The 16,683-nt window shown below is 44.8% G+C and carries 16 protein-coding genes; 13 read left to right on the forward strand and 3 right to left on the reverse strand.

All coding sequences use genetic code 11. From position 1 onward, the window contains the following. Nucleotides 1-15 precede the first annotated feature (15 nt). The 5 genes from AOT11_RS19705 (at nt 16) to luxQ (ending at nt 6,078) form a co-directional block, all read left to right on the forward strand. On the forward strand, nt 16-678 hold the full coding sequence (locus AOT11_RS19705; protein ID WP_026050678.1) for a YceH family protein: 663 nt from the start codon (nt 16-18) through the stop codon (nt 676-678). Beyond that, entirely contained in the window at nt 678-974 is a 297-nt protein-coding gene (locus AOT11_RS19710; RefSeq protein WP_017421655.1) for a GIY-YIG nuclease family protein, read from the forward strand. The genes AOT11_RS19705 and AOT11_RS19710 overlap by 1 nt, the downstream gene beginning before the upstream one ends. Nucleotides 975-1,050: 76 nt before the next feature. After that, a complete protein-coding gene (locus AOT11_RS19715; protein WP_026050679.1) occupies nt 1,051-2,220 on the forward strand; it encodes a conjugal transfer protein TraF in 1,170 nt (389 codons plus the stop codon). A gap of 187 nt (nt 2,221-2,407) precedes the next feature. After that, entirely contained in the window at nt 2,408-3,508 is a 1,101-nt protein-coding gene (locus tag AOT11_RS19720; RefSeq protein ID WP_017421657.1) for an autoinducer 2-binding periplasmic protein LuxP, read from the forward strand. Next, nucleotides 3,505-6,078, forward strand: a complete 2,574-nt coding sequence (gene luxQ / locus AOT11_RS19725; RefSeq protein ID WP_017421658.1) for a quorum-sensing autoinducer 2 sensor kinase/phosphatase LuxQ — start codon at nt 3,505-3,507, stop codon at nt 6,076-6,078. Before AOT11_RS19720 ends, luxQ begins: the two co-directional genes overlap by 4 nt. Here the strand turns inward: luxQ and AOT11_RS19730 are convergent. Together AOT11_RS19730 and AOT11_RS19735 are read right to left on the reverse strand one after the other, a co-directional pair. Further along, a complete protein-coding gene (locus tag AOT11_RS19730; RefSeq protein WP_017421659.1) occupies nt 6,075-6,734 on the reverse strand; it encodes a PilZ domain-containing protein in 660 nt (219 codons plus the stop codon). The two genes, luxQ and AOT11_RS19730, sit on opposite strands and share 4 nt — an antisense overlap. A gap of 141 nt (nt 6,735-6,875) precedes the next feature. Further along, nucleotides 6,876-7,850, reverse strand: a complete 975-nt coding sequence (locus AOT11_RS19735; RefSeq protein WP_017421660.1) for a DMT family transporter — start codon at nt 7,848-7,850, stop codon at nt 6,876-6,878. Nucleotides 7,851-7,997: 147 nt separating this feature from the next. Here AOT11_RS19735 and AOT11_RS19740 point away from each other — a divergent pair, with 147 nt between their 5' ends. Then, nucleotides 7,998-8,459 (forward strand): Lrp/AsnC family transcriptional regulator, encoded by a 462-nt coding sequence (locus AOT11_RS19740; RefSeq protein WP_011081676.1) that lies wholly within the window; start codon nt 7,998-8,000, stop codon nt 8,457-8,459. Nucleotides 8,460-8,941: 482 nt separating this feature from the next. Here AOT11_RS19740 and AOT11_RS19755 read toward each other — a convergent pair whose 3' ends face one another. Continuing rightward, on the reverse strand, nt 8,942-9,472 hold the full coding sequence (locus AOT11_RS19755) for a hypothetical protein (protein WP_017421663.1): 531 nt from the start codon (nt 9,470-9,472) through the stop codon (nt 8,942-8,944). 188 nt (nt 9,473-9,660) lie between these two features. Here AOT11_RS19755 and AOT11_RS19760 point away from each other — a divergent pair, with 188 nt between their 5' ends. The 7 genes from AOT11_RS19760 to AOT11_RS19790 all read left to right on the forward strand — a co-directional run bounded on the left by AOT11_RS19760 (nt 9,661) and on the right by AOT11_RS19790 (nt 16,658). Next, on the forward strand, nt 9,661-10,320 hold the full coding sequence (locus tag AOT11_RS19760; protein ID WP_017421664.1) for an SH3 domain-containing protein: 660 nt from the start codon (nt 9,661-9,663) through the stop codon (nt 10,318-10,320). 135 nt (nt 10,321-10,455) lie between these two features. Then, nucleotides 10,456-10,932: a hypothetical protein gene (locus AOT11_RS19765; RefSeq protein WP_017421665.1), complete on the forward strand. Its 477-nt coding sequence runs from the start codon at nt 10,456-10,458 to the stop codon at nt 10,930-10,932. Nucleotides 10,933-11,001: 69 nt separating this feature from the next. Continuing rightward, nucleotides 11,002-12,846 carry a protein translocase subunit SecD gene (gene secD, locus AOT11_RS19770; protein WP_026050681.1) on the forward strand — a complete coding sequence of 615 codons (1,845 nt, stop codon included), beginning with the start codon at nt 11,002-11,004 and terminating at the stop codon, nt 12,844-12,846. 2 nt (nt 12,847-12,848) lie between these two features. Next, the gene (gene secF, locus AOT11_RS19775; protein ID WP_017421667.1) at nt 12,849-13,751 is read left to right on the forward strand and encodes a protein translocase subunit SecF; all 903 of its coding nucleotides are present in this window, start codon (nt 12,849-12,851) and stop codon (nt 13,749-13,751) included. Nucleotides 13,752-14,308: 557 nt separating this feature from the next. Next, nucleotides 14,309-15,049 carry an SDR family oxidoreductase gene (locus tag AOT11_RS19780; protein WP_015728153.1) on the forward strand — a complete coding sequence of 247 codons (741 nt, stop codon included), beginning with the start codon at nt 14,309-14,311 and terminating at the stop codon, nt 15,047-15,049. Between the two features lie 12 nt (nt 15,050-15,061). Next, on the forward strand, nt 15,062-16,270 hold the full coding sequence (locus AOT11_RS19785; protein WP_011152463.1) for an acetyl-CoA C-acetyltransferase: 1,209 nt from the start codon (nt 15,062-15,064) through the stop codon (nt 16,268-16,270). 40 nt (nt 16,271-16,310) lie between these two features. Continuing rightward, nucleotides 16,311-16,658 carry a phasin family protein gene (locus AOT11_RS19790; RefSeq protein ID WP_011081668.1) on the forward strand — a complete coding sequence of 116 codons (348 nt, stop codon included), beginning with the start codon at nt 16,311-16,313 and terminating at the stop codon, nt 16,656-16,658. Nucleotides 16,659-16,683: the final 25 nt, after the last annotated feature.

The following is a 16,683-nucleotide window of genomic DNA, read 5'->3' on the forward strand; positions in this document are numbered from 1 at the left end:
ATAAGGAGAAGCAACATGAGAACTGAGTTGACCCCCATTGAAGCCCGTGTCATTGGTTGTTTAATCGAAAAAGAAGTCACGACGCCAGACCAATATCCATTGAGCTTAAATGCACTGACCAATGCTTGTAATCAGAAGAGTAATCGCGAGCCTGTGATGTCCTTGTCGGAATCCGAGGTTCTTGATGCTGTCGACCAACTGATTTCTCGTCGTCTAGTCAGTGATGAAAGTGGTTTTAATAGCCGTGTGAGCAAATATCAACATCGATTCTGCAATACGGAATTTGGTGATCTCAAGTTGTCTGCGCAAGAAAAAGGCATTGTTTGTTGTATGCTGCTGCGTGGGCCACAAACACCGGGAGAGTTGAGAACGCGCACCAATCGTTTGGCGACTTTCGCAGATGTTAAAGAAGTCGAAAGCGCACTAGATAAGTTGGCGAGCGAAGAGCGTGGGCAACTTGTGGTTAAGCTACCTATTGAGCCTGGTAAGCGTGAATCACGTTATATGCATCAGTTCTGTGGCGAAGTGGATCTCGATGCATTTCAAGGTTCGGCTCTAATGACACCATCCAGTGCTGCGCAGTTTGATGATGAGCGTGTTGCTCATTTAGAAGCAGAAGTGGAGGCATTGAAGCAAGAGCTTGCTGAACTGAAGTCACTTGTGAACTCACTTCTCTAATGTCTCTTCCTACACCGTGCCCTGATTGGTCCGTTTATCTGATCAGGACACGACTTAACGCGCTCTATTGCGGCATCAGCAATAATGTAGAGCGACGCTTTTGTATGCACCAACAAGGCAAAGGGGCAAAAGCGCTGAAAGGCAAAGGCCCATTAGAATTGGTTTGGAGTGTACCTGTGGGCAGCAAAAGTATGGCGCTGAAACTAGAGCGCCACATCAAAACTTTGCGCAAACAAGATAAAGAGCGCCTAGTAAAAGGTGATCTATTACTGCAATTAGATAAATTTTGCGATTGATATCATTAATCTGAATGTAATTTTGTTAAGTCTTTACTAATATTTAGACGGCAAATAACTACAAGGATTGAATACAATGCAACGTCTGAACAAAATTGCAGTGGCAGTCGGTTTGTCTATGATGGCGCTCCCTTCTTTGGCGGCGAATCATGTTGCAGATGGACGCGGTAGTGGTATGGGAAATACCGGTGTCGCCTCCGCTGATTATCTTACCGCCCCCTTCTATAATCCCGCTTTGGTCGCCAGTTTTGAAGAACATGATGATTTTGGCCTGCTTTTACCCGCTATTGGTGTCAATGTTCGAGACAGTGACGAAAGCTTGGCAACCATTGATGATCTCCAAGACTCAATTGACGAATTTGAGGCGGCCCCCATACCTTCTCCAGGCCAAATTGACCAGTTAAACCGTTATCTTGATGATCTTCAAGGAAATGCTCCTCTTACCGCAAGCAGTAGCTTAGGATTGGCAGTGGCGATTCCCACCAAACGATTCTCAACCAACCTATTTGCACGTGGCTATTTGGAGTTGATAGCGAGGCCAAACATCGCTGACTACGTGGATACTGGCAATCAAGCCACAGATACTGAAACTCGATACAAAAACTCGTCGGTGACGATGGCGGCTTTCGGTTATGTCGAGTACGGTGTGGCTTTGGCAAAAGAGTTCGAGATTAAAGAGCAACGAATCTCTTTCGGTGTCACACCCAAAATCCAACAACTGACTACCTACTATGTTGTTCCAACTGTGGCTGACTTTGAGTTGGACGATTACGAAGAGAGCGAGCATAAAGAAAGTGCTTTTAACTTGGATTTCGGTGTGGTGTGGTTAAAGGACAAATTTCAGGTTGCGCTTGCGGTGAAAGATTTATTGAGCCAAGAGATCGATTTGAAAGACAAAAATGGCCAAAAGCAGGATGTGTATGAGCTGAATACACAAGTTTCTGCTGGCGTGGCTTACCGCTCAGATTTCTTTACCGCTGCGATGGATTTGGATTTGACCAAACAAGAGCGTTTTAAGTCGCTTGATGATGAAACCCAGTTTGTGCGTTTCGGGGTTGAAGGCAATGCATGGGGCTGGGCTCAACTACGCGCGGGTTACGAAATTGACCTAGAAGATACGGTCGAAAACGCTTTCACTGCAGGTATTGGTATTAGTCCCTTTGATGTCGTTAGCCTCGACATTGCGGGTAGCTATGCAGGTGAAAACCAATTTGGTGTATCGGGTAATTTGGCGTTCACTTTCTAAGCAAATTTATGGGTGAGAGCCGCCGAGCAAAACCGTCAATATTTGGCGGTTTTGTTTATTGATAACACTAAGCGTCAAAAACGCAAAAGTTTTGAAACCCAACTGAAATCCAATCTGGTATCGGCTTACAATTCGCGATACTCTTTACACGGTCAGGCTACACAGAAAAAACAAAAAAGATAATTAAATGAAAAAGATATTACTAACTTGTTTATTAGCGTCAGCAAGTTTTCATGTAAGCTCACATACGTCAGAAGTCCTCAGTGGGTACTGGGCTTATCAAGAATTTTTGGAAAAATTTCCTCAACAAGGCGTGCTCACACGAGAACTGTCTCAGGTGGTTAGGAATGCGCCTGTGCCTTTAAAGCGTCATCAATCCAAGCCGATACGAATTTCAGTGGTATTTCCTGGTCAGCAGATCTCCGATTACTGGGTAAGAAATCTTTCCGCGTTTGAGAAACGCATGGATAAGCTGCAGATCAGTTACCAAATCAATCAGGTTTTCACGCGGCCAAATGCCGATGTTAAGCAGCAAAGCGTTTCCTTGATGGAAGCGTTAAAGAGCAAATCGGATTACCTCATTTTTACGCTCGATACGACGCGCCACCGCAAGTTCATTGAGCATGTATTAGACTCTTCCGAAACCAAGCTGATCCTGCAAAATATCACCACACCAGTTCAAGCCTGGGACAAAAGACAGCCATTTCTCTACGTCGGCTTTGACCATGCAGAAGGGAGTATTGCGCTGGCCGATAAGTTTAAACAGCTCTACCCACAAGGTGCAAATTACTCGGTTCTCTACTTTTCAGAAGGTTATGTGAGTGATGCTCGCGGTGACACCTTTATACATCAGATGAATCACAGTGACCGATTTGCCCTAAAAAGCTCTTTTTACACCAAAGCGACCAAGGCCTCAGGCTATGAGTCCGCAATAAACAGTTTAGAGCGCTATCCTGATGTGGATTTTATCTACGCCTGCTCTACCGATGTGGCCCTTGGTGCCATTGATGCATTGAAAGATCTGGGGCGCACAAACATCAAGATCAATGGATGGGGTGGTGGTTCTGCTGAGCTTGACGCAATCGCGGCAGGTGATCTTGATTTGACAGTAATGCGCATGAACGATGATACAGGAATCGCTATGGCTGAGGCGATCAAATGGGACATTGAAGGAAGAACCGTCCCGACCGTCTTTTCTGGCGACTTTGAAGTGGTGACAAAAGAGGATTCGCCAGAACACATCGAACTATTGAAAAAACGCGCGTTTAGATATTCAGATCAGCCATGACAAACGAACAGTTGCCACGCAAGCATCAATCTTTAGCAACGCTGATTACGCGCATCATTTTCTTGGTGCTCGGACTTATTACCATTGGTATCTTTATTCAGAGTTACTACTTCAGTAATAAAATCATCAAGCAGGAAGTGATGCTCACCAAACAGCAGACCTCAGCGTTGGTTAAGAGTCTGTTTAATAATCACCTCTCTATTTTGCAAATTCATCATGACAGCAATTCAAAAAATGAGGCGATACGAAGTTTTTTCCTCGATGGGGACGACGAGACGCTGGAGTACTATTTCCTGAGCATGGATCAGGCCGATCCCACTCATACGCCAGAGTTTCGCTTTTTAACCACTGGAGAGGGGCTGCTGTGGGATGACGGCAATGCGCATTTTTACGGCGTTAATGAAGTGCTGTTGGAAAAAATTTCGCAAAGTGTCCTGTTTGGCAACAACTGGCATTTTATGTCATTGCATACCCTGATGGGGCTACGCAATATGTTGGTGAGACGCTCTCCTGTTATCGATACGACAACGGGCGAAGTGCTGGGTCAGTATTACATTTCAGTGGTATTGGACAATAACTTCCCATTGGTCGAAATGCTGGAGTCTGGCAGCAACAGTGACAATATCGTCATGCTCGTTGGGGATAGGGTGATTTCTCATTCTTTGAGTGGCAATGAGCCGTATGATTTAGACAGCTTGCTCGCCATGCGTGATGAGCCGAGCGCATTTGATGATTGCTTGATTAGCCAAACGCCCATTGAGATCAATTCCACTGATACCTTAGTCAGTATTCTCGCGATCCAAGAAAATAGCCATGTCGCTTCGCTTCAAAGACAACACTATTTGGGGTTGGCCACCTCTGTCGTGCTGATGTTGATGCTTTCCTTAGCCATTCGCTCTTGGATCCAAAATCGAGTTGCCAATGCACTAGAGTCACTGATGGCTTACAGCCGCTTTGCTGGGACGGGGGAAAAGTATGAGCGCTTCAATGGTTCAGACATCTTAGAATTTGCGCATATTGGCGACACCTTGGAAAACACCTTTGAGCAGTTGGAGTCGCAACGTCGCTCGTTCCAAGATTTGTTCAATTTTGCTCTCTCTCCGATGATGGTTTGGTCGGAAAGTGGCCTTCTGATTCAGATGAACCCTGCTGCAATGAAAGAGTTAGGCATTGAACACGCCTCACCTCAGGATTTCTCTAATCCGTTATTTCAACTGTTTAAACTTAAGCTATCACCGCACTTGAAAATGGCCGCTCAAGGGGCAACGTTGACGGGCATTAATGTGCCAATCGGAGAGAAAATTTTTCGCTGGAACTTATCTCCCATTGTGGTGGAAAACGGCATCAGCGGCATCATTGTGCAAGGTCAAGATATTACAACCCTGATTGATGCGGAGAAGCAGAGTAACCTTGCTAGGCGTGAAGCAGAACAGTCTGCCAAAACCAGAGCCGATTTCCTCGCTAAGATGAGTCACGAAATTAGAACACCACTCAACGGTATTCTAGGCATTGCTCAGCTTCTAAAACGTTCGGTGAACGATGCAGAGAACTTAAAACAAGTGGATGTGCTGTGTAATAGCGGAGAACATTTACTGGCAGTGTTAAATGATATTCTAGACTTCTCTAAGATTGAGCAAGGCAAGTTCAATATCAAAAAACGCGACTTTAACTTTTACGATACCCTCAATACTTTGGAGAATATTTATCGGCCAATTTGCCGTGAAAAAGGGGTGAGTTTCGAAATCCATAACCAGATCCCACTCGATTGCCAATTGCACACTGACCAAGTCAGGTTGAATCAAATTATGTTTAACCTGATCAGCAATGCGGTGAAATTTACCCCTGCGGGCCGAATTGAGGTTTCCTTTAAGCTTGAGCAGTTTGCGCGCTCGGAGCACTCCATTTTATCGATACAAGTCAGTGATACGGGCATTGGTATTGACGAAAGTAAGTTAGAAAGTATTTTCGAACCGTTTGTTCAGGCGGACTCACTGTCGACAAGGGAATATGGCGGTAGCGGGCTCGGATTGACTATTGTTAAGAACCTTGTCGAGATGCTGGAAGGCGAAATCTCGGTGCACAGTGAGCTTGGTAAAGGCTCAATCTTCAACCTTTCTATTCCTGTAGAAAAAGGAGAGTGCGAGGAGCAGAAAACACCAACAAATCCTAAACCGGAGAAGTTGTTTGGTCAGGGACTAAAGGTTTTGTTGGTGGAGGATAATCATACGAATGCCTTTATTTTAAAAGCATTTTGCCAGAAGTATCAAATGAGTGTTGAGTGGGTACAAGATGGCACCCAAGCCCTAGAGAAATTAAAAGAGCATGCATTCGATTTGATTCTAATGGATAACCAATTGCCTAAGATGGGGGGCATAGAGGCCACTCGCGAAATTCGGGAAACACTCAAACTAGGAACGCCTATTTATGCGTGTACCGCCGATGCACAGGAAAGTACCAAACATGAGTTTCTGTCGGCAGGAGCCAATCGAGTGATTGTAAAACCCATCAAAGAGCAAGAGTTGCATGATGAGTTATTGCACTTCAAAGCGCACTATTGGGTAGAACATTAGCCTAATAATCCGGCATGAAAAGAGAGTTCAAGTAGCTCTCTTTTCAGCTCTTGGCTAAGTAAAACCGACTTCTCGAACTTAATTCCGATTGACCAACCATTGGCAAGTTTACGAATGCTGGCCACTTTTGCTCCGTTGTCTGCTGAAAGAAAACGATTCAGGGTGGATTCAAGCTTCACGATGTCGCCTTTTTTAAATTCGGGTTCGACAAGCGTGAAGAAAGCACAACCAGAGAGTGAAAAATCACTCATACGGCCTTCATACAAGTTGCCATTGTGATTGAGGGTACATGCAAGATCGATCTTATACCGTTCGTGCTCACGAATGGGTTTGGTTGCCAACGTGGCCGGAAAGCGAAGAAACAGCAAGAAGTCGGGTTTGCTGATGGTCGATAATACGCTGGTTTTAAAGGCAACCACATGGCCAAGTTCTGTATCCGCGATCCCGCGTAAAATCACATCAACGTTGTCGAGTTTCCGTAGGTGCAGTTCTTCTTTATCCGCTAAGTCGATGATCAAATACTGACCGGCTTTTAGGCCAACAAAAAATGCAGGCAAGGTTAATGAGTCTTTTGGGCCAAATTCAAAGGTCGCATTGAGTCGCATCCCCGGTTTTATAAAGCGGGGGATATCATCCTTGGTGTAAGTCGAAGGCATCTTTCTTCACTATCAAAATCAACTTCCTAAACTATAAACCTCGGAACCTGATATACAAAGGCCATCACTGCGATGTGAGTGACTTTTGTTATGTTTCGTGAGCTGTTACGAAGCCGAGAGCTAACAGCTAGCAGCTAAGAGCTAAGGCACCGACCTTTCACTTGATGGCTTGACTTGATGGTGCTGTGGTGGTCGGTAATCCATTGATGCGTCATATCGCATAAATACATTACTTGCAATGAGACTTCCGCAGCTGACCACGAACAGGGCAATCCAAGTTAGGGGATCTGGATACTCGCCAAAAATAGGAATCGCTAAGAGAGTTGCTAATACCGGGGTCGCACTGCCAAATGCCGCACTACGCTCTGCGCCGAGAACCTTAACGGCGTATAGGTAAGTGAACGCGGCTAACAAACCTGCTCCAATACCCTGAACAAGCAGATGTCCAAAGAGTTCATACCAAGGCCATTGGCGGATTGGTGTGTTAAGGAGATAGCTATCCAGCATACCCAAATTAACCAATATGGCTAGTAACAGCATCGAAGCGAAAGCGATCACACCAGATGCAACAAGAGGATTGAGGTTAGCGACTCGAGCGCAAATGGTAAATACTGCCCACATAAAACTGCCAGCTAAGAACAAGAAATGCCCTGTGGTTTCCTGACCGTTGGCGTTAAGCTGATTTTGGTAAAGCCCCAAATGAGGGACAAGAAATAAACCAATCCCAACGATCACCAAGCTAAGACCGATAATACGGTGTTGGCTTAACGGTTGCTTAAAGAGCAAGACAGCAATACCAGTGACAAATAAGGGAAGAGTACCTGGCACGAGCGCGCTGCCGTGGGATACAGGAACGAACTGCATCGCAGTTCCTGCCACAAGCAAATAAGGCAAGCCGCTTCCTATAAACATGCCGAGCCAATAACGAAATGGCACAGAAGCGACGCTTCGGCGTGCTCTAACGACAATTGGCAACAGGCAAATCATAGGAACAACAAAGCGAGTAAATGCGATATCCGCAGGTTGTAATGCAGAGATTGCTCCACCTTTTAGAGAGAGAAAAAAGCCCGACCAAAGTAGTAAGGTGACACCAATAGCCAGATACCCAAGCAACATAAAATACCTTGCGAAGAAACAAGTTAAACAAATGTTAATTATCGGCTATTGTTAGTAATGTTTTTTGGCAAAATATGCCTTTATTTATTTTATAAATGCCAAAAATTGCTAATTTCTCTTGGTTTAATGATGGTAAATGGCAGGACGATGGATAGGATTGATAAACGAATTTTGGAATTGCTGCAAAAAAATGCCCAATTGACGGCGGCGGAAATTGCCGAGGAGGTAGGGCTCTCTCCCTCGCCTTGTGCACGTCGCATTAAGAGGCTAGAGAAAGATAAAATTATTCGTGGCTATCATGCTTCAGTGGCTCGTGAACGAGTTGGGATTGCTATGAGTGTGTTTGTCGAGGTGAGTTTAAACAATCATCAAGTCGCTTCGATTGACGATTTTGAGCAAGCTATTGTGGCCATGGATGAAGTGGTCAGTTGCCATGTGGTGTCTGGCGCGTATGATTATTTGCTGGAAGTGGTGGCGAGGGATCTGGAAGGTTATGAGCTTTTTACTCGTAAGCTACAACGTCTACAAAACGTTAAGGATATCCATACGCATTTGGCTATCCGCAAGGTAAAAGAATCACAACGAGTGCCGATCTATTCATTAAGTTAACTGAGTTGATTGTCGAACCACAGTGATGACGGCATCGATAGACCAATAAAAAACGGAGCCTTTTGGGCTCCGCTTTAGTAACTCTTTCTTAATAGCTGCGAATTTGAGAGATCTCGCAATTGCCGGTTTGTTGATCAATTCGGAATGAGAAAGCAGCTGAATGATATTCGCCCCCATCACTCCAAATAGTCTCGCCAAAGATCTTACATAACTCGAGATCGTTAATTGATCCATACTCTTTGACGTGCCTAACTACTGAAAGTAACTTGCTCTTTGTAACGTTTTGACTATCCATGTGACTCAACCACTTGAAAACCATGTCGTTTTGCATTTTCACCAGCCAATTGTTATGTTTTATGAAAATTTATGAATAGTAAATTACTCAAAAATTCAGCATAAGTAAAGGATTATTGTGAGCTGTGTCGCTATTTTGTATCTGATTGCTTAAATTTTGTACATATTTGGGTCGGTGATCTTCTAAGTTACTTTGCCTGCTCAGCATAGAGTTGTGCGGTCTCTAGTTGGTGTGCTTCTTTCTCATAGATTTTTCCGAGCTGGGTGAATTTTTGTTCTAAATGAGAGAAGTCGTTAGCCAGATCGTTGGACGAGGCGCTATACCATAACGCGGAATTAAAGTTGGCGGTTCTCTTAGCTTGTTTACAGGCGTTGGCCATGGAGGACCACTGGCTTCCTATGTTTAGTGCTTGCGTTTTTTTCTCAATCAACTGATCTTTGAGAGAGCTGACGGCGTTGGCGTATTGCCGCGCGCTACGTATCTGCTGCTCAAATTCACGATAGTGGACTCTGTCCGCATGGTTCCACAACTGGACCAACTCATCTAAGCTAAATTGTTGTGAGAGTAGCCGACGTTGTTTATGGATGGCGAGTAACGTGTTGTATTGCGTGGCTCTTGTATTGTAATAGCCCTCAAGTTCGATTTGATTGTCCTGCAATGTTTTCCAGCCATGCGGATTACACTGACTCGCTGCAGTGAGAGGGATAGAAAACACCATCAATGATAATGCTATCAGAGCACACTTAACCATAATCGAGAGTAAATGGTGGGCTGTGCTATACAGTATATGTGATTTTGTGAGAACTATTTGTGTGCTTAATTAGAACGATACTCAAATAACTGGCAATATAGACATCCGTTTAGCAAGCCCAAACCATTGAGTCATAAGAAGGGTGGTAAGAATTCATGAAGAAAATCATGATCATATTGATTGTTGTTTTACTGCTGATTGGTGGTGGGGCAGGTTACTACGTTTTCTTTATGGAGGCAGGTAGCGAAGAAAACGTTAAAGCGGTAGAGGAGCCAATTGTTCCCGAGAAACCACAGCCAATCATGGAACTGCCAGCCCCCGAGCCTGAAATCACCGACTATTACGTTATTGAGCGCCGAATTGACGTGAGGAATAAACCGGATCCGCAAGCGCTGATTATAGATGCGTTGTATAAAGGCGAGAAGATCACCATTCTCGAAAAGCAAAATGGCTGGGGAAGAATTTCCGACTATCTAGTTTACGAAGAGGGTGGTGAAGAAAGGGCAGAGTGGGTCGATATGACAAAGCTCTCTGATGCGAAACCGATCATCGAAGAAATGGAGCGCTTGGAGATCTTAGATGGTTATCTTGTTAAGTCTGATGATTTAAAAGAGCACCGCGACGTTTATCGAAAATACACGCAGATGTTGCTGAACGATGGTACTTGCAAACCAGAGGATTTTGAGGAGTTAGGCGGTTGGGTGCGATCGGTGACGTTTCAAAATAGGGATGTCTACTTCATCTACTGTGGCGGTTTAGCCCAAGAAAACAAGATTTACCTCGACGTTCAAACAGGTGAGATCTTTTATCGATAATTAACGTACCTTATTGGTCGGTAGGCTTTTATAGGGTTAACTTTTAGAACTTTTTAGTTGAGCTAAATCACATCTGGGCATACTATGCGAGAGCAGGCAAACTTGCCTGCTCTTTTTGATCTTCAGAGAAGAGTTATGCACAACAGCTTACTGCGATTATTTGCTTTACTGCTTACATTGGTGATGATGCCAGTGGAAGTGATTGCATCTATTGCAGAGAGCAATCAGCGTAATCATGCAGCAAATGGTCAATTTACGGTGCTCAAACACCAAATTGGCCCCACAACACAAGAAACAACCCAGCGCGAAGAATCAGACTCTTCACCACTGCCAGTCTCAGAATCCCACTTCAAAACAGACGCTGCAGGTATTCTCAACGCTGGTCGCTGGAACGTATCTCAGCGAGAAGAAAACGCATCCGACACAACGCCTTTGATGTTTGGCGATGGGCACGAAAGCCCAGATGCGCTACCGAACGTTCATGTCAATGTTGTCTGTGCCATAGCTCGTAAAGCTCTACAGACTCAGTATCACTACGTTGCCAATCATCGCTTAGCGGGTTGGAAAGAAACCAATGCCATGTATGTGGCACTTAATAGTCAGTTCTCGTAACTCAGTCCAACAAAAACACATTTTATTTTGACTGTATTAACTCTGTCTTTTGCGACGGAGGGGAACTCTATGACAAAAAAACACAAAGCAGCGCAGAAGTTGCTTAATCACTATTCCGCTTGGAAATACGTGGTGTTGATGACGACACTGGTTATTTTAACGTTAAGCGCAATTCCAACATGGTTTGGTGAACAGCCTTCAATCCAAATTTCTTATCAGAATAATGCCAAAGGGCCGACAAGCGAGCATTACGACGTTGTACAGCTAAAAGGCTTGCTTGAGCATCAATCGGTTTCAGTCGACAAGGTGACAGAAAAAGAAGGCGTGACGACCTTAGTTTTCTCTGATGAAAATGCGCAAAGCCAAGCGAGAAAAATTTTAGACAACACTCTTGGTGATGATGCCAACATCAGCTTTTCTTATGTTTCTGTGGCACCGCAATGGCTTTCTGATATGGGATTCAACCCTATCAAGTTGGGTCTAGACTTACGCGGTGGTGTGCAGTTTTTACTTAACGTCGATGTAGATAAAGCGTTCGACGAACAACGTGATGTTTTATCAGATGAAATTCGTGCAATGCTGCGCACGGAAAAACTTCGTGGTGTTCAGGTTCGCAATACTGGCACTGCCCAACTGGCCGTACAAAGCGATAATGCGGTGGCGTTGGAAAAAGTGAGCAACTATCTACGCAGCAACTATCCTAACTGGCAAGTTCGCACCCATTCCGACTCATTGGAAGTGAAACCTTCGGATGCTTATGCGGCGGAGTTTCAAACCACAACCCTTCAGCAAAACTTGAAGATCATGCGTGGTCGAATTGAAGAGCTTGGTATTACTGAAGCGTTGGTTCAACGTCAAGGCGCTCACAGCATTCGTATTGAACTGCCAGGCGTGCAAGACCCTGCGCAAGCGAAGAATGTGATCGGTGCAACGGCAAGCCTAGCATTCTATTCCGTCAAATCACCAAGTGATGCCAGAAGTGGTGATGATTTGGTACTGCAAGACGCCGATGGCCGTTCCGTCGTGCTTGAAAAGAGACCGGTGTTAACGGGTGAACATATTGTCAATGCACGAGCAGGTGTCGACAAGATGGGCATGTCGGAAGTCAACATCTCTTTGGATCATGCTGGTGGCAAGATGATGAGCGATTTTTCCGCCACTCACATTGGTAAGCCAATGGCGACCGTTTATCGTGAATACACCACCCAAGAAAATGGTGACATTGCTCGTAGTGAGCGCGTGATTAGCGTTGCTACCATTCAGTCACAATTAGGCAGTCAGTTCCGCATTACTGGCGCAGGCAGCATGGATGAAGCGCAACAACTTGCGTTATTGCTTCGTGCTGGTTCGTTGACTGCGCCAGTTTCGATTGTTGAAGAGCGTACCATTGGCGCGTCATTGGGGGCTGAAAACATCCAAAATGGCTTTGCGGCACTTGCTCTCGGTATGGGCTTAACACTGACGTTTATGGCGTTGTGGTATCGCCGTTTAGGCTGGGTTGCAAACGTTGCACTTGTTGCAAACATGCTCTGTTTGCTTGGCCTAATCGCCTTGCTACCGGGTGCCGTATTAACCTTACCAGGGATCGCAGGCTTAGTGCTGACCGTTGGTATGGCCGTGGATACGAACGTGATTATTTTTGAGCGAATCAAAGATAAGATGCGTGAAGGAAGAAGCATGGCACAAGCGATTGATAGCGGCTTTGACAGCGCGTTTGCCACCATTTTGGATGCAAACATCACCACGATGATCACCGCCGTTGTTTTGTATGCGATTGGTAATGGTCCGATTCAAGGCTTCGCTTTGACGCTAGGACTCGGCTTATTAACCAGTATGTTTACTGGGGTATTTGCATCACGCGCCATGATCAATTTGGTGTGGGGTAAAGATAGTCGTCGTAATGTGAGGGTATAACCATGGTTGAATTTATGAAAAAACACATCCGCGCTATCCGCTACCTAACCAGCGTGATTTCCTTGGCGTTGATGGTGGTCTCTTTAGTGGCCTTGGGCCTGCGTGGCTTAAATTTGGGTTTGGACTTTACTGGCGGTATGGTGACCGAAGTCAAGTTGGACACAGGGTTAACCAATCACCAACTTCTGGATCAATTGAAACCCGTATTAGGAGAGTCAACAACGGTCACTAAATCGGGAGAAGAGGGGAGATGGATTATTCGTTACTCCCTGCCTGAAGGGGAAACTCAAGCGCCGAACATTCAGCAAGTGTTAGAGGGTGTGTCCCATCATGTCACCACCATCAGCAACAGCGTAGTCGGCTCGCAAGTTGGCCAAGATCTTGTTGATCAAGGTGGTATGGCGTTGTTGATCAGCATCTTGTGTATTCTTGGATATCTTTGTTTCCGTTTTGAATGGCGCTTAGCGAGTGGTTCTCTACTCGCACTGCTTCACGATGTAGTGCTTGTGTTGGGTTTTTTTGCGATCACACAAATGGAGTTCAACCTAACGGTATTTGCCGCCATACTCGCTATCCTTGGTTATTCATTGAACGACTCAATTATCATTGCGGACCGGATACGAGAATTGCTGATTGCCAAACAGAATGAAACCACGGAAAACATTAACGACCAAGCGGTATTAGGAACCTTCTCGCGCACAATGGTGACATCGGGAACCACCTTAATTACGATTGCCGCACTATGGTTTATGGGCGGTAATGCATTGGAAGGCTTCTCGACCGCGATGTTTATTGGTGTGCTATCGGGTACATGGTCGTCTATCTCGATCGGTACCGTGTTGCCAGAATGGCTGCATTTAAAACCGGAGCACTATTTACCAGTACAAGTGGACACTGCACCATAAAAGAGCAGCATCTTTATTCGAAGTTAATAATAACTTTGGAATAAACCAACAAGACATAAAATAAAAGCCACAGATAATTGTGGCTTTTATTTTATGCGAGCAAAAAAATGGAAATATATATATGTTCCATTGGCATGAAAGAGAACTTAATTTTTTTGTTTATCATTAAATAGCACTGTGCTTATTGATTTATTTATACTTAAGTATAATGTCTGAGTTTCTGTTCATATCTGTTATGTAACACGCAAAAAAGAGAAAATCCCTTTCCTAACAAATGCTTATAATTGCATATCTCAAAATCGAGCCATCGTAAGTTGTTGTTTTAAATTGCTTATTGCAATCGTTAACCTTTTTATAACATTTCATTCCTTATGGGATCTAGCTCAACCTTACGCGCAATTTTTCAAATTTTATTTGAAATGTCACATTTCTAAGTTAGCTTAAATATATAGATAAGTGTCAGTGAAGACACATTGAATAATATTTAATTTGTCAGTTGGTAATTATTTGCCAATGGATGTGCGCTAAATTTTTGCTGTTAAGAATGGAGTTCTTAGATGAAAAAAGTCGCTTTGATCACTGGATCAAAAGGCGGGATTGGTTCTGCAATTTCTTCCCAACTTGTTGAAAATGGTTACCGTTTAATTGCTACTTATTACACGGGAAATCATCAATGTGCGTTAGATTGGTTTAATGAAAAAGGCTTTACCGAAGATCAGGTCCGCTTATTTGAACTGGATGTGACGAATACAGAAGAGTGTGCCGACCGCTTGAGTAAATTACTGGAAGAAGAGGGGACGATCGACGTCGTCGTCAATAATGCCGGTATTACTCGTGATGGGGTGTTTAAGAAAATGACCCCGCAATCTTGGTTTGATGTCATTAATACTAACCTCAACAGTGTGTTCAACGTGACTCAACCGCTCTTTGCCGCCATGTGCGAAAAAGGGGGTGGTCGAGTGATCAATATTTCTTCTGTAAATGGCCTTAAAGGTCAGTTTGGCCAAGCTAACTATTCTGCGGCTAAAGCTGGCATGATCGGCTTTTCCAAAGCCCTCGCTTACGAAGGTGCCCGCAGTGGTGTGACGGTCAATGTCGTTGCTCCTGGTTACACCGCTACACCGATGGTCGAGCAAATGCGCGATGAAGTGCTCGAAGGCATCAAATCTCAAATTCCTATGCAAAGACTGGCAACACCAGAAGAAATCGCCAAAGCGGTTGCTTTCTTGGTGAGCGATGCAGGCGCATACATTACGGGTGAAACGCTGTCGGTAAACGGCGGCTTATACATGCATTAAAGGGATGTTGAGATGGAAAAAGTATTTATTGTTGCGGCCAAACGCACCCCGATTGGCGCTTTTGGCGGCTCGTTGAAAACGGTCGCGGCTGGTGAATTGGCATCTGTCGCCATCAAAGGTGCAATTGAACAAGCCAAAGTGGATGCTTCACTGATTGATGAAGTGATCGTGGGTAATGTGGTGAGTGCTGCACAAGGTATGGGCATTGGCCGTCAAGCCGCAATCCTAGCCGGCATCCCAGCAGAAGTGCCTGCTTACACCCTCAATATGGTGTGTGGCAGTGGCATGAAAACCGTTATGGATGGCGTTTCTCATATTCGCAGTGGTGACGCAAAAGTGGTGGTAGCAGCTGGTGTCGAAGTGATGTCACAAATTCCATTTACAGTGCCTGCAAACGTTCGTGATGGTAACAAGATGGGTCATATGGCACTGCAAGATTTGCTGATTGCTGATGGTTTGACTGATGTTTTCAATCAATACCATATGGGCGTTACAGCAGAAAATGTCGCGAAAGAAGTGGGCATCACTCGTGATCAGCAAGATGAATATGCATTGGCGAGTCAACAGAAAGCCGTAGCGGCGATAGAAGCTGGCAAATTTAAAGACGAAATTGTGCCCGTTGAAGTGACCGTACGTCGCCAAACAGTGACGTTTGATACCGATGAATATCCAAAAGCCAACGCAACACTTGAAGCGCTAAAAGGGTTACGCCCAGCCTTTGATAAAGAAGGCACGGTCACCGCGGGCAATGCTTCTGGCATTAATGATGGGGCGAGTGCCGTCATTCTGGCATCCGAGCAAGCGGTGAAAGAATACGGTTTGCAACCTATCGCAGAAGTGGTGAGTTACGCACAGTCTGGCCTTGACCCCAAAATCATGGGATTAGGTCCCGTAGAGGCCGTTAGCAAAGCGCTTGAAAAAGCACAACTGAATACAGCAGACATTGATGTGTATGAGTTGAATGAAGCCTTTGCTGCCCAAGCACTAGGTGTGATTCATCAACTTGCCGATAAACACCAAGTGCCAGTGGCATCGATTCAAGACAAAGCGAACCCGAATGGTGGTGCAATCGCATTAGGGCATCCGCTAGGTGCGTCGGGTAACCGAATTCTCGTGACGTTAATTCATGAGCTTCAAAAACAAAACGGTCAGTATGGCGTTGCGTCACTATGTGTTGGTGGCGGTATGGGAACGGCAGTGATTGTGAAAGCAGTTAAGTAATACGGATTAAACAACATCTACAATTGTTAGGAGACACACCATGTATACGGATTTTTTCAAAACTTTCAGTGACCAAACAGAAAAAAATCTTCAGCCATACTTCAAGTTCAACAAGCTTGTGACAAAAAATGTTGAAGTACTGACCGAGCTTCAGCTAAACGCTATTCGCACATACAGCGAAATGGGGCTAGCGCAAATGAAAGCGGCATCTGAAGTGAAAGATGTGACGTCATTGGCTTCTTTTAACGGTCAACAACTGAATGTACTGACTAAGCTTTCTCAGCAGATGCTAGACGACAGCAATAAACTTCAAGCGATTGCTAAAGAGTTTAAAGACGACGTTGAGAAGCTAACTTCGGAAAACCTTAAGACTGTTACCCCAGCGTAACTAGTCCCACTATTACGCCGCCAAT

The sequence above is a fragment of the Vibrio vulnificus NBRC 15645 = ATCC 27562 genome (genome assembly GCF_002224265.1).
Lineage (GTDB): Bacteria > Pseudomonadota > Gammaproteobacteria > Enterobacterales > Vibrionaceae > Vibrio > Vibrio vulnificus.